Raw genomic sequence first — 13,331 nt, 5'->3', positions numbered from 1 at the left:
GGACGAGCTGTCCTGCCGCTACTTGTCGGGGAAGACGCTGGTGTCGATGGTGACGTCAAAGGGGGCCGGGATCTCGATGGCCTCGCCGAACTTGACGGTGCTCAGTGGCCGGTAGACGCTGCCTTTCGGTTCGCCGTAGAGCGTTGCCGTGGGACCGTCGGGGCCCCAGCGGTCGACGAGGAGGTACAGCGGGATGCCGGCGGTGGCATAGGCGGCGAGCTTGCTGACCCGGTCGTGGCGGGCGTTGGACCTTGACGTCACCTCCACGACGAGTTCAGCAAGGGCGGCCGGGATATGGGTGTCGGTGTCCGTGTCCTCCCGCACCGGGGCCACAACGAGGTCAGGCATGAGCATGCCCAAGCGCGAGGGTACGGCGATGGCCAGCGTCTGGAAGACCTCCCAGTCCTCGGGGATCACGGAGTAGAGGCGACGCTGGATACGTGCCGCGATCACGTTGTGGCGGTACGCGGGAGCAGGTGACACGGTGATGATCCCCTCGATGATCTCCACCTTGCTGCCCTCGGGCCACTCCATCTCCTCCCAGAACCGGACGAGGTCGTCCCAGCTCTGCTCGGGGTCGTGGTCGACAGTGAGTGCGCTCATGGCGGTTCTCTCCAATCGGTGCGTCACCGACTACAGCATGCCGAACGGGACCGGCGCCGGTCCACCGATCCCGTTCACCCGATCGGGAGAAGCGCAGGTCAGGCGATACGTTCCAGCACCACCGGCGACGCCGTGAACGCCGTGCCCGGCGCCCCGATGTCGTACGAGCCCTCCACGGCCTCCAGGGCGTAGTCGAAGCGCTCGGGCGTGTCGGTGTGCAGGGTCAGCAGGGGCTGGCCCTCGGTCACCGTGTCGCCGGGCTTGGCGTGCAGTTCGACGCCCGCGGCGGCCTGGACCGGGTCCTCCTTGCGGGCGCGTCCGGCGCCGAGACGCCAGGCGGCGATGCCGATGTCGTAGGCGTCGAGGCGGGTCAGGACGCCGGAGGCGGTCGCCTTCACCACGTGCTGCTCACGGGAGGTGGGGAGCGGGGCGTCCGGGTCTCCGCCCTGGGCGGCGATCATGCGGCGCCAGGCGTCCATCGCCGAGCCGTCGGCCAGCGCCTTCGCGGGGTCGGCGTCCTTCACTCCGGCCGCGTCGAGCATCTCGCGGGCCAGGGCGACGGTGAGTTCCACGACGTCCGCCGGGCCGCCGCCCGCCAGGACCTCGACCGACTCGCGGACCTCGAGGGCGTTGCCGGCGGTGAGGCCGAGCGGGGTCGACATGTCCGTGAGGAGGGCGACCGTCTTCACACCGTGGTCGGTGCCGAGGCCCACCATCGTCGACGCCAGCTCACGGGCGTCCTCGATGGTCTTCATGAAGGCCCCGGTGCCCACCTTCACGTCCAGGACCAGGGAGCCGGTGCCCTCCGCGATCTTCTTCGACATGATGGAGGAAGCGATCAGCGGGATGGCCTCGACCGTGCCCGTGACGTCGCGGAGGGCGTAGAGCTTCTTGTCCGCCGGGGCCAGGCCGTCGCCCGCCGCGCAGATGACCGCGCCGACCTCGTCCAGGACGTTCAGCATCTCCTCGTTGGAGAGCAGGGCGCGCCAGCCGGGGATGGACTCCAGCTTGTCCAGGGTGCCTCCGGTGTGGCCGAGGCCCCGGCCGGAGAGCTGGGGGACGGCCGCGCCGCAGGCCGCCACCAGGGGCGCCAGGGGCAGCGTGATCTTGTCGCCGACGCCGCCCGTGGAGTGCTTGTCGGCGGTGGGGCGGGAGAGGGACGAGAAGTCCATGCGCTCGCCGGAGGCGATCATCGCGGCCGTCCAGCGGGCGATCTCGCGGCGGTCCATGCCGTTGAGGAGGATCGCCATGTTGAGGGCGGCCATCTGGTAGTCGGCGACCTCGCCGCGGGTGTACGCGTCGATGACCCAGTCGATCTGTTCGTCGCTGAGTTCGCCGCGGTCCCGCTTGGTGCGGATGACGGAGATGGCATCCATCGACAGAGACGTCATGGCTGTCCTTCCAGGGTCTGGGAAGTGCGCGGCCCCTCCGACCGTTCGTCAGGAGGGGCCGCACGGGAGTCACTTGGTGAGATGGTCCGGGCCGAAGGCCTGGGGCAGCATCTCCGAGAGGGGGACGATCCCCGCCGGGGTCTCCAGCAGGAGTCCGGGGCCGCCGAACTCGTGGAGCAGCTGTCGGCAGCGGCCGCAGGGCACGAGGATCTCGCCCTTGCCGTCGACGCAGGTGAAGTGCGTCAGCCGCCCGCCGCCCGTGCGCTGCAGCTCCGAGACCAGTCCGCACTCGGCGCACAGGCCGAGACCGTACGAGGCGTTCTCGACGTTGCAGCCGGAGACCGTGCGGCCGTCGTCGACGCGGGCGGCCACGCCCACCGGGTAGCCCGAGTACGGGGCGTACGCGTGGGACATGGCGTCCCGTGCGAGGGCGCGCAGCTCGTCCCAGTCGGCCTCGGCCGGTGCGCCGGCGGTCACTTGCCCTGTCCCTTGCGGTACGGCAGTCCGTCCGCCTTCGGCATCCGCAGGCGTTGGGCGGAGAGCGCGAGGACGATCAGGGTGATGACGTACGGGGTGGCGGCGACGACCTGGTTGGGGACCTCGTTGGTGGTCGCGTACCAGGTGAAGACCAGGGCGCCGACGACGAAGGTGATCGCGGCGGCGACGTACTTCTTGCGCACGGCCTGCCAGATCGCGCCGATGACCAGCAGGAGGGCACCGAGCAGCAGCAGGGCGTGGACGTTCTCGGAGCCGCCGCGCAGGTTGAGGCTGTCGGTGTAGCCGAAGAGGCCGGCGCCGAGGGCGAGGCCGCCCGGCATCCAGTTGCCGAAGATCATCGCGGCGAGACCGATGAAGCCGCGGCCGCTGGTCTGGCCCTCCAGGTAGAAGGGGTTGGCGACGATGGAGAGGAAGGCTCCGCCGAGGCCGGCCAGACCGCCGGAGATGATCACGGCGAGATACTTGTACTTGTAGACGTTGACGCCGAGCGACTCGGCGGCGACCGGGTTCTCACCGCAGGAGCGCAGCCGCAGACCGAAGGCCGAGCGCCACAGGATCCACCAGGTGGCGGGGATCAGGGCGACGGCGACGAGGGTCAGCCACGAGACGTTGGTGACCAGACCGCCGAGCAGACCGGCGAGGTCGGAGACGAAGAACCAGCCCTTCTCGTTCAGGGTCTGGAGCGCGTCCGACAGTCCGGGCACCGTGAAGTCACCGATGGACTCGACCGGCGGGGACTGCTTGGCCGAGCCGCCCTGGTGGCCCTCGAAGGCGAGGGGGGCGAGGTAGCGGGTGGCGCCGAGGGCGAGGATGTTGATCGCCACGCCGGAGACGATGTGGTTGACGTTGAAGGTGACGGTGACGAAGGCGTGCAGCAGACCGCCGATCGCGCCGCCGGCGATGCCGACCAGGACGCCGGTCCACGGGCCGTACTGGAAGCCCGCCCAGGCACCGAACCAGGTGCCGAGGATCATCATGCCTTCGAGGCCGATGTTGACGACGCCCGCGCGCTCGGCCCACAGACCGCCGAGGCCGGCGAGGCCGATCGGGACGGCCAGCTCCAGCGCGGTGGACATCTGGCTGACGTTGGTGATGCCGTCGGCACCGGTGATGATGCGGACGATCGAGGTGAGTGCCAGGACGCCGGCGATGACCAGCAGCAGCACGGGCAGCGACATCTTGCGCCCGGTGGGGGCGGTCGGCTCCAGCGAGGGCTGGTTGAGGTCGGTCGCGGTGGTGCTCGTGGTCATCGGCCAGCCACCTCCTTCGTGGTGTTGTTGTCGGCGCCGAGGACGTTCCCGGCGGCGAGCTCGGCGCCGACGCGGCGCTGCTGGCGGCGCAGGCCCCACTCGCGGACGGTCTCGTAGGAGACGACGACCGAGAGCACGATCAGGCCCTGCATGATGACCGCGATCTCCTTGTCGTAGCCGTGGAAGTCCAGCTCCGGCGAGGCCTTGTCGAGCCAGGCCCAGAGCAGGGCGGCGAAGGCGATGCCGACGGGGCTGTTGCGGCCGAGGAGAGCGATGCCGATACCGAGGAAGCCGATACCGGTGGGGAAGTTGAGGCTGTAGGTGTGGGTGTCGCCGAGCAGGATCGGCAGGCCCGCGAGGCCCGCGACACCGCCGGAGATCAGCATGGCGGTGAGGATCATGCGCTTGGGGTCGACACCGCTGGCCGCGGCGGCCGACTCCGAGGCGCCGGAGGCCCGCAGGTCGAAGCCGAAGCGGGTGCGGTTGATGACGATCCAGTAGCCGATGCCGAGGAGGACGGCCAGGAGGACCAGGCCGTAGATCTCGCCGGCCTTGCCCAGGTCGATGCCGGGCACCCAGCCCGACTCGGCCATCTCGCCGGTGGTGTTGTTGTTGCCGACCTTGACGCCGAAGACGTTCGGCAGCCAGAGGTAGCCGATGACGGAGGTCGCGATCGCGTTCAGCATGATCGAGGAGACGACCTCGCTGACGCCGCGGGTGACCTTGAGGACACCGACGATGGAGGCCCAGAACGCGCCGGTGCAGATCGCGGTGAGCATCAGCAGCGGGATCTGGAGGAACGCGGGCAGGTCGACGTGGGCGCCGACGATCGCGGTGATCATGGCACCCAGGAGGTACTGGCCGTCGACACCGATGTTGAACAGGTTCATCCGGAAGCCGATGGCGACCGCGAGGGCGGCGATGTAGTACAGCGAGGCCTGGTTGATGATCCGGACCTGGATGTCGGAGAACGTGGCCTGCTCGAACATGATCGTGAACGGCTCGACCGGGTTCTTGCCGGAGGCCAGCAGCACGATGGCGGTCAGCACGAAGGCCACGGCGAGCGCGAGGACCGGTCCGGCCACCGCGAGGAGCACGCGCTCCTTGTCGAACTTCTTCATCAGCGGGCCTCGTCTTCCGGGGCGTCCAGGGTCTTCGACGGACCGTCGGCCGGGGGCTGCGGGGATCCGGGGGTCTCCTCGTGTTCGAGGTGGCCGGTGGCGGCGCCGGTCATGGCCGAGCCCAGCTCCTCGGGGGTGATGGTGGCCGGGTCGGCGTCGGCGACCAGCTTGCCGTTGTAGATCACCCGGAGGGTGTCGGACAGACCGATCAGCTCGTCGAGGTCGGCGGAGATCAGCAGCACGGCCAGGCCCTCGCGGCGGGCCTCGCGGATCTGGTCCCAGATCTGGGCCTGCGCGCCGACGTCCACACCGCGGGTGGGGTGGGCGGCGATCAGGAAGCGCGGCTTGTGGCTCATCTCGCGGCCGACGATCAGCTTCTGCTGGTTGCCGCCGGAGAGGGAGGCGGCCGTGACGTCGATGCCGGGGGTGCGGACGTCGTACTCGGCGACGATCCGGCGGGTGTCCTCCTGTGCGGCCTTCGGGTCGAGCCAGACGCCCTTGGCGTTGGGCCGCTCGGTCACATGGCCGAGGATACGGTTCTCCCAGAGGGGGGCCTCCAGGAGCAGACCGTGCCGGTGGCGGTCCTCGGGGATGTAGCCGACGCCCTGCTCGCGGCGCTTGCGGGTGGCCCAGGCGGTGATCTCCTCGTCGGCGAGCGAGATCGTGCCGGAGTCGGCGGCCTTGAGGCCGATGAGGGCGTCGACCAACTCGGTCTGGCCGTTGCCCTCGACGCCGGCCAGGCCCAGGACCTCGCCCGCGTGGATGGTGAAGGTGATGTCGTCGAGCAGCGCCTTCCCGCCGACGGCCTCCAGGCGGAGGTCCTTGACGGTGAGGACCGGGCGGTCGGTGACCGTCGACTCGGCCGTCTCCGGGGTGGGCAGTTCGCTGCCGACCATCAGCTCGGCGAGCTGCCGCGGGGTGGTCTCGGCGGGGACGGCCGTGCCGACGGTCGTGCCGCGCCGGATGACGGTGATCTCGTCGGCGACGGACAGCACCTCGCCCAGCTTGTGCGAGATGAAGATGACCGCGAGGCCCTGTGCCTTCAGTTCGCGCAGGTTGGCGAAGAGGGACTCGACCTCCTGGGGCACCAGGACGGCCGTCGGCTCGTCGAGGATCAGGGTGCGGGCGCCCCGGTAGAGGACCTTGAGGATCTCCACGCGCTGGCGCTCGGCGACACCCAGCTCCTCGACCAGGACGTCGGGGCGGACCCCGAAGCCGTACCGCTCGGAGATCTCCTTGATCTTGCGGCGGGCCTTGGCGCCGATGCCGTGGAGCTTCTCGCTGCCGAGGACCACGTTCTCCAGGACCGTGAGGTTGTCGGCGAGCATGAAGTGCTGGTGCACCATGCCGATGCCGCGCACGATGGCGTCGGCGGGGGACGAGAACGAGACCTGCTCGCCGTCGACCGCGATGGTGCCCTCGTCCGGCTTCTGCATGCCGTAGAGGATCTTCATCAGGGTCGACTTGCCGGCGCCGTTCTCCCCGACGAGGGCGTGGACGGTGCCCTTGCGGACGGTCAGGTGGATGTCGTGGTTGGCCACGACGCCGGGGAATCGCTTGGTGATCCCGGCGAGTTCGACGGCGGTCACCGAGTCGTTGACCGCCGCGTCGGCCGGAGGGCTGCTGGACGCGTTGATGGCGCACTCTCCTGGGAAAGGGGGTCGTCTACGCGCGTAGCGCCCCTACGGCATCGAAAATGGGCGGCGACGCACCGGGACAACGGGGTACAGGGAGCGATACTCCCCGTGCCCCGTTGAGCGGACGTAACCCCGCGGTTACCGGTGACTTCGGGAGGGCCTCGGTGGCGTCCGAGACCCCCCTTGGGCCGTCCGGCTGCTCATGGTGTGCTGGGTCGGTCTCGACCGTGGATCAGCTGGTCTTGACCTTGATCTCGCCGCTGATGATCTTCTCCTTGGCCGTGGCGATGGCCTCCTGGAGCTCGGTGTCGCTCTTGAACTTCGGGTTGGAGTCGGCGAGGCCGACCTCGCCGGTCTTCAGATCGCCCCTGACGATACCGGTCGCGGGCTTGCCGTCCTCGACCGACTTCGCCAGGTTGTACACCGCCTTGGCGACGTCCTTCGTCGCCGAGGTCAGGATGGAGTCCTTGTACTTCGCGAGGGCTTCCTGGCTGTACTGGTCGGAGTCGACGCCGATCGCCCAGATCTTGTTCGCGGCGGCGGCCTCGATCACGCCCTGGCCGGACAGACCGGCCGCCGCGTACACGACGTCGGCCTTCTTCTCGATCTGGCCCTCGGCGGCCGTCTTGCCCTTGTCGGGGCTGGAGAAGCCGCCCTCCTCGGCCGTCTGGGTGAGGTACTGCGTGAGCACCTTGGCCTTGGCGTTGGTGTCCTTGACGCCCTGCTCGAAGCCCGCCTGGAACTTGTGGATCAGCGGGATGTCGACGCCGCCGACGAAGCCGACGACATTGGTCTTCGTGCTCTTGGCGGCGGCGACGCCCGCGAGGTACGAGGCCTGCTCCTCGGAGAAGACCAGGTCCGCGACGTTGTCCAGCTGGACCGTGGAGTCGTCCACGATGCCGAAGGTGGTGTCCGGGTACTGCTCGGCGGCGGCCTTCACGGCCGTCGCGTAGGCGTAACCGACGCCGACGACCGGGTTGTAGCCCTGCTTCGCCAGGGAGACCAGGCGCTGCTCCTTGTCGGCGTCCGTCTCGCCCTCGGTGGGCTCGATGTCCTGCGTCTTGTACCCGAACTCCTTCTTCGCCTGCTCCAGGCCCGCGTAGGCCGCGTCGTTGAAGGACTGGTCGCCCTTGCCGCCGACGTCGTACGCGATGGCGAGGCCCAGGTCGCCCTTGGAGTCGGCGGACGACGAGGCGTCCGTCGAGGTGCCGCCACAGGCGGAGAGGGCGAGGGCGAGGGAGGCGGTCGCTGCGCCCGCGACCGCGAGGCGGGAAACCCGGCGCATGTTGTGGTGCTCCTGTCGTACAGCGCCGGAGGGTACGGATCAGAGTACTGACCAGTAGTGCTTCACAGCATCGGCGCCTTCATGGCTTTCGCCGCAGAGTAACGCGCGTAGACCCTTGGGGTGAAGCCTGGTGGACCACGTTGTTATGGGGCCGTGTCGCAAGGGTGTCCGGGTGCGGTGTGGGGGTGTTGGGGGTGGAGTGTCGGGTGCGGGTGCGTTGTGGCTGGTCGCGCAGTTCCCCGCGCCCCTGAGGCCCGCTGTCCGGACCGGCGGGGACAAGTGAGCGGGGCGGGTGTACGTGTACACCCGCCCCGCCCGTCAGCACTTGCAGAACTGAGACCGTTACTCGGTCTTCACCTTGATCGTGCCGTCGATGATGCCCGCCTTGGCCTTGGCGACCGCGTCCGTGAGGCCGGCGATCTCGGCCATCTTCGGGTTGGAGTCGGCGAGGCCCACGCCGTCGACCTTCAGGTCGAAGGTCTGGACACCCTTGAGGGGCTTGCCGTCCTCGACGGACTTGGCGAGGGCGTAGACCGCGCCGCCGACGTCCTTGAGGGCGGAGGTCAGGATGAAGTCCTTGTACTTCGCGAGGGCTCCCTGCTTGTACTGGTCGGAGTCGACACCGATCGCCCACACCTTGGCCTGGGCGGCGGCCTCGATGACACCCTGGCCGGAGAGGCCGGCGGCCGCGTAGAGCACGTCGGCGTTCTTCTCGATCTGGCCCTCGGCGGCGGCCTTGCCCTTGTCGGGGCTGGAGAAGCCGCCCTCTTCGGCCGTCTGGGTCAGGTACTGCGAGAGAACCTTGACCTTGCCGCCGCTGGTGTCCTCGACGCCCTGCTTGTAGCCGGCCTCGAACTTGTGGATGAGCGGGATGTCGACGCCACCCACGAAGCCCACGGTGTTCGTCTTGGTGGCCTTGGCGGCCGCGACACCGGCGAGGTACGAGGCCTCCTGCTCGGCGAAGACGAGGGACGCGACGTTGTCGCCCTCGACGACCGAGTCGACGATGCCGAAGGTGGTGTCCGGGAACTGCTTGGACGCGGCCTCCATCGCGGGCCCGTAGGCGAAGCCGACACCGATGACCGGGTTGTAGCCCTGCTTGGCCAGGGACTCCAGACGCTGCTGCTTGTCGGCGTCCGTCTCGCCCTCGGTCGGCTCGATGTCCTCGGTCTGGTAACCGAACTCCTTCTGAGCCTTCTCCAGGCCCGCGAAGGCGGCGTCGTTGAAGGACTGGTCGCCCTTGCCACCGATGTCGTACGCGATCGCGAGGCCCTTTTCGGCCTTGCTGGTCTCGCTGCCGCCGCCGCTCTCGCTGCTCGTGCCACCACAGGCCGTGGCGGCCAGCGCCAGCGACGCGACCCCCACCGCGACGCGGGTCAGTTTGGAAATCCGACGCATCTTGAAGTTCCCCATCTTCTCCAAAGCCCCGCAGCCGGGTGCTCAGTTCGGCGCACATTAACGCGCGTAGACACTCCTGGGAACGGGGTTTCGACTGGCCGTTATCCATTCGTGCCGGTGGCCGTTACGCCCTCGTGAACCAGGGGATCGAAAGGGATGTGTCGGGCGCCGCGCCTTCGCCGTCCCTCGCGATCCGTGTACCTGGGGTGATCTCAGCGTGAAAGCGCGCGGTCCGTACGGGGCTCGTACGGACACGCGCACCAGGCTGCCGCGAGGGTCGGCGGGGCGCAAGCCGAGGGGGCCGGAGGGGTTACCGGGCGGCCGCGTCGAGGACGCGCATGCGCGCGTCGAGGAGGGCGGCGGCGGTGAAGAGCTCGACGCCCACGGTGATGGCGTGCTCGTCGGCGTCGAAGTCGCCCTGGTGGAGGTCGCGGACGGTGAGGTCGCCCGGACGGCGGACGCCGAGGCGGGCCATGGCGCCGGGGACGTGCTCCAGGTACCAGGAGAAGTCCTCGCCGCCGAGGCTCTGCTCGGTGTCCTCGACGGACTTCACGCCGCGGCGGGCCACCATCGAGTCGTGCAGCAGCTCGGTGACGACCGCGTCGTTGACGACCGGCGGGACGCCCCGGATGTAGTTGATCTCGGGCTTGGCCCGGTGCATGACCGCGACCTCCTGGACCGCCTCGTGGATCAGGTCGGGGGCCTGCCGCCAGGCGTTGATGTCCAGGCAGCGCACGGTGCCGGAGAGCTCGGCGTGCTGCGGGATGACGTTCGGCGCGTGGCCCGACTCGATGCGGCCCCAGGTCACGACCAGCCCGGCGCGGGCGTCGAAGCGGCGGGCGACCAGCGCCGGCACGTCGGTGACGACGCGGGCGGCGGCGGTGACGAGGTCGGTGGTGAGGTGCGGGCGGGCTGTGTGGCCGCCCGGGCCGTCCAGGGAGAGTTCCAGCCGGTCGCAGGCCGAGGTGATGGGGCCGTGGCGCAGGCCGATGCGGCCCGCGTCGACACGGGGGTCGCAGTGCACGGCGATGATGCGGCCGACGCCTTCGAGGGAGCCGGTCCTGATCACGTCCGCGGCGCCGCCGGGCAGTACCTCCTCGGCGGGCTGGAAGATCAGCCGGACGGGGCGGGGCAGCTCCCCCTTGCGGTGCAGGTCGGCGAGGACGAGGCCGGCGCCGAGGACGACGGTGGTGTGCACGTCGTGGCCGCAGGCGTGGGCGCGGTCCGGGACGGTGGAGCGGTAGTCGCAGTCCACCTTGGTGTCCGGGATGGGGAGGGCGTCGATGTCGGCGCGCAGGGCGAGCGCGGAGTGGTCGGTGCCGTTCCAGTCGCCGATGTCACAGATGAGTCCGGTCCCGGTCTCGAGCACACGCGGCCTGAGCCCTGCCTTCTCCAGGCGGGCCTTGATCGCGGCGGTCGTACGGAACTCCTGGTTGCCGAGCTCCGGGTGCATGTGCAAGTCGCGGCGGAACGCGACGAGTTCGGCACGCAGGGCTTCCGGCAACGTGCCGGGGAGCGACGCTTCGGCTTCCCCTGGCAGATCGGCCTCGGACTCTCGGGACATCAGTTGGTTCACCCTCTGAAGGGTAGGGCGATCGGGCGGCCTTCCAACCCTCGATCAACAAAAAATCAGCCTGTGAGGGGAAGTTTTCCGGCCGCACAACGCATACGTATTGGCAGGGATGGGTATACCCGTCCGTCTTTCGGTGCGGGTGGCCCTCGGAGACGGGAGCGCCGGGTTTGCCCGCGAATCCCATCGTCTAAACGTCCGGGGGTGCCCGGACGATTCCCACACTCCACCCTTACCACGTATCCGTCGTCCCACGATGCCGGAACCGTCACCACCGCGCGACCGGTCGGCTACGTCGTGTGTTCGACCATGCGGCCGCAACACTGCTGCGACCGGGTGGAACGGGTGCGGTGGCCTGCGGTTGTGCGGGTGTGCGGGAGTGTCCGCGACCGGAAGATCGACCGGGTGGTGTACGCGCGCCGAGGGTGACGGGGATCACGGCCCCGGCGGGGTCGTGCCGGTCCTCAGGCCGAGGCCACCGACGACAGCCGGTGGACGTCCCGGGCCGTACCCGTGACGCCGGACAGGAAGCCCTGGGCGCGGGGGGAGGCGTTCTCGGTGAGCCAGCCGGGGTCGATGTCGCAGACGGCGACGCGCACGTCCGTCCCGGCCAGGGCCAGGGGCAGGGTGTGGACGACCGTCGAGGGGAAGCTCAGGATCGTCCGGCCGATGGGGCCGCGGCGGGCGATGAGTTCCAGGGGGAGGTCGGGGCGGACGATCTCCAGGCCGGTCTCCGCGGCGAGGGTGTGGAGTTTCTCGGCGCTCTCCCGGCGGTGGGCGAAGTACCGGGTGGCGCCGTGGGCCTTCGCGAGGGAACGGACGGCTTCGAGATAGCGGTCGCCGTCCACCACTCCGGTCTCCACCAGGGAGGTGCCCACGAGGTCGGCGCCCTTGGTGATGCGGGGCGGGCCGAAGCGGGAGCGGGTCCAGGCGAAGGCGTTGGCGGTGACGAAGACGCCCTCGGGGGTCTCGTCGATCGGCATGGAGGAGAAGACCTCGACGCGCCGGCCGGCGGCCGGGGTGAGGCGCCTGCGGGCCTTGGCGGAGACCGGGGCGAAGATCAGGTCGCGGGGGCCGGGGCGGCCGCCCTTGCGGTGCCAGCGCACGAGGCGCTCGCCCCGGGCCAGCTGGGAGACGAACTCCATGGTCGCGGTGCCGTCGTCGACGACGACCACGTCCGGTGCCCGGGTGATGGTCAGCAGCAGCTGGACGTACCGGGAGAAGGGGTCGCCCAGGACGATGCGGCTCGCGGCGCGCAGCAGCGGGGCGAGGCCGCCGATCGTGCGGAAGGGGGCGGCGGTGCCGCCGCGCGCCTCCTCCCAGCGCACGTCGTGGCCCTCGTCCCGGGCCAGCTCCGCCATCCGGCGCAGCTGGCCACGGGTCATGGGGTCGTTCGGCGAGAGGACCACCACGGTGAGCCCCGCGCCACCGGAACCGAAGGGCCCCGCGGCGGGGTCCTCGGGGGTGCCGAGGGCGTGGGTGTGCGCCCACTCCAGCACGTTCAGGAGCTGTACCGGGCTCTCGACGAAGGCGAGAGTGCGGGGGCCGGCGGTTCCGGTGCGGGGGCTCATCGACGTATGTCCGTCGCTTCCGTGAGTACGGGTCTGCTGAGGGCCGGGGCCGTGGGTCAGACGCCGACCGGCTCGCCCGCCGCCACCGCGATCTCCGCCTCGGCGACGACGCCGGTGACACGGCGCAGCTTCTTCATGGGGCCGAGCTCGGACTCGTAGACCTTCTTGACGCCGTCGCCGAGGGAGGCCTCGATGGTGCGGATGTCGCGGACCAGGCGGGTCAGGCCCTGGGGCTCGACGGAGGCGGCCTGGTCGGAGCCCCACATGGCGCGGTCGAGGGTGATGTGGCGCTCGACGAAGGTGGCGCCGAGGGCGACGGCGGCGAGGGTGGTCTGCAGGCCCGTCTCGTGGCCGGAGTAGCCGATCGGGACGTTCGGGTACTCGGCCTGGAGGGTGTTGATGACGCGGAGGTTCAGCTCCTCCGCCTTCGCCGGGTACGTCGAGGTGGCGTGGCAGAGCAGGATGTTGTCGGAGCCGAGGACCTCGACCGCGTGGCGGATCTGCTTCGGGGTCGACATGCCGGTGGAGAGGATGACCGTGCGGTTGGTGGCGCGCAGGGCGCGCAGCAGCTCGTCGTCGGTCAGGGAGGCGGAGGCCACCTTGTGGGCGGGGACGTCGAACTTCTCCAGGAAGGCGACGGCCTCGGTGTCCCACGGGGAGGCGAACCAGTCGATGCCCTTCTCCTTGGAGTACTCGTCGATCTGGCGGTACTCGTCCTCACCGAACTCCACGCGGTGGCGGTAGTCGATGTAGGTCATGCGGCCCCAGGGGGTGTCGCGCTCGATGTCCCACTGGTCGCGGGGGGTGCAGATCTCGGGGGTGCGCTTCTGGAACTTGACGGCGTCGCAGCCGGCTTCGGCGGCGGCGTCGATCAGCTTGAAGGCGTTCTCCAGCTCACCGTTGTGGTTGATGCCGATCTCACCGACGACGTAGACGGGGTGACCCGGGCCGGCGGTCTTCGAACCGAACGTGCGCAGACGGGAGTTGGTGCTCATGGTGGGACCAGT

At 69.9% G+C, this 13,331-nt stretch carries 11 protein-coding genes; all 11 read right to left on the bottom strand.

What is annotated here, in order from left to right; genetic code table 11:
- Nucleotides 1–18 precede the first annotated feature (18 nt).
- Complete coding sequence (locus tag HW837_RS22055; RefSeq protein ID WP_045562889.1) at nt 19–603, bottom strand: Uma2 family endonuclease; 585 nt, start codon at nt 601–603, stop codon at nt 19–21.
- Between the two features lie 98 nt (nt 604–701).
- Nucleotides 702–1,985 carry a thymidine phosphorylase gene (locus HW837_RS22050; protein WP_093790432.1) on the bottom strand — a complete coding sequence of 428 codons (1,284 nt, stop codon included), beginning with the start codon at nt 1,983–1,985 and terminating at the stop codon, nt 702–704.
- Nucleotides 1,986–2,063: 78 nt separating this feature from the next.
- Entirely contained in the window at nt 2,064–2,471 is a 408-nt protein-coding gene (locus HW837_RS48775; RefSeq protein ID WP_045562890.1) for a cytidine deaminase, read from the bottom strand.
- A complete protein-coding gene (locus HW837_RS48770; RefSeq protein WP_045562891.1) occupies nt 2,468–3,742 on the bottom strand; it encodes an ABC transporter permease in 1,275 nt (424 codons plus the stop codon). The genes HW837_RS48775 and HW837_RS48770 overlap by 4 nt, the downstream gene beginning before the upstream one ends.
- Nucleotides 3,739–4,863 carry an ABC transporter permease gene (locus HW837_RS22035; protein WP_045562892.1) on the bottom strand — a complete coding sequence of 375 codons (1,125 nt, stop codon included), beginning with the start codon at nt 4,861–4,863 and terminating at the stop codon, nt 3,739–3,741. Before HW837_RS22035 ends, HW837_RS48770 begins: the two co-directional genes overlap by 4 nt.
- Nucleotides 4,863–6,452, bottom strand: a complete 1,590-nt coding sequence (locus HW837_RS22030; RefSeq protein ID WP_093790388.1) for an ABC transporter ATP-binding protein — start codon at nt 6,450–6,452, stop codon at nt 4,863–4,865. Before HW837_RS22030 ends, HW837_RS22035 begins: the two co-directional genes overlap by 1 nt.
- 280 nt (nt 6,453–6,732) lie before the next feature.
- Nucleotides 6,733–7,785: a BMP family lipoprotein gene (locus HW837_RS22025; protein WP_045562894.1), complete on the bottom strand. Its 1,053-nt coding sequence runs from the start codon at nt 7,783–7,785 to the stop codon at nt 6,733–6,735.
- Between the two features lie 342 nt (nt 7,786–8,127).
- The gene (locus HW837_RS22020) at nt 8,128–9,183 is read right to left on the bottom strand and encodes a BMP family lipoprotein (RefSeq protein ID WP_159040991.1); all 1,056 of its coding nucleotides are present in this window, start codon (nt 9,181–9,183) and stop codon (nt 8,128–8,130) included.
- 310 nt (nt 9,184–9,493) lie between these two features.
- Nucleotides 9,494–10,747: an amidohydrolase gene (locus tag HW837_RS22015; RefSeq protein ID WP_045562895.1), complete on the bottom strand. Its 1,254-nt coding sequence runs from the start codon at nt 10,745–10,747 to the stop codon at nt 9,494–9,496.
- Between the two features lie 470 nt (nt 10,748–11,217).
- Nucleotides 11,218–12,324: a hypothetical protein gene (locus tag HW837_RS22010; protein ID WP_093790389.1), complete on the bottom strand. Its 1,107-nt coding sequence runs from the start codon at nt 12,322–12,324 to the stop codon at nt 11,218–11,220.
- Between the two features lie 56 nt (nt 12,325–12,380).
- Nucleotides 12,381–13,319 (bottom strand): N-acetylneuraminate synthase family protein, encoded by a 939-nt coding sequence (locus HW837_RS22005; protein ID WP_045562897.1) that lies wholly within the window; start codon nt 13,317–13,319, stop codon nt 12,381–12,383.
- Nucleotides 13,320–13,331: the final 12 nt, after the last annotated feature.

This window comes from Streptomyces caniscabiei (genome assembly GCF_014930365.1).
Classification (GTDB): domain Bacteria; phylum Actinomycetota; class Actinomycetes; order Streptomycetales; family Streptomycetaceae; genus Streptomyces; species Streptomyces caniscabiei.
Note: the sequence above shows the minus strand (reverse complement) of the source record. Positions and strands in the feature narration are given on the sequence as shown.

Bases quoted from the DNA above. Each gene is read 5' to 3' on its own strand.
- HW837_RS22055 (WP_045562889.1), bottom strand. From the start codon at position 603: ATGAGCGCACTCACTGTCGACCACGACCCCGAGCAGAGCTGGGACGAC.
- HW837_RS22020 (WP_159040991.1), bottom strand. From the start codon at position 9,183: ATGCGTCGGATTTCCAAACTGACCCGCGTCGCGGTGGGGGTCGCGTCG.
- HW837_RS22035 (WP_045562892.1), bottom strand. From the start codon at position 4,863: ATGAAGAAGTTCGACAAGGAGCGCGTGCTCCTCGCGGTGGCCGGACCG.
- HW837_RS22005 (WP_045562897.1), bottom strand. From the start codon at position 13,319: ATGAGCACCAACTCCCGTCTGCGCACGTTCGGTTCGAAGACCGCCGGC.
- HW837_RS22025 (WP_045562894.1), bottom strand. From the start codon at position 7,785: ATGCGCCGGGTTTCCCGCCTCGCGGTCGCGGGCGCAGCGACCGCCTCC.
- HW837_RS48770 (WP_045562891.1), bottom strand. From the start codon at position 3,742: ATGACCACGAGCACCACCGCGACCGACCTCAACCAGCCCTCGCTGGAG.
- HW837_RS22010 (WP_093790389.1), bottom strand. From the start codon at position 12,324: ATGAGCCCCCGCACCGGAACCGCCGGCCCCCGCACTCTCGCCTTCGTC.
- HW837_RS22015 (WP_045562895.1), bottom strand. From the start codon at position 10,747: ATGTCCCGAGAGTCCGAGGCCGATCTGCCAGGGGAAGCCGAAGCGTCG.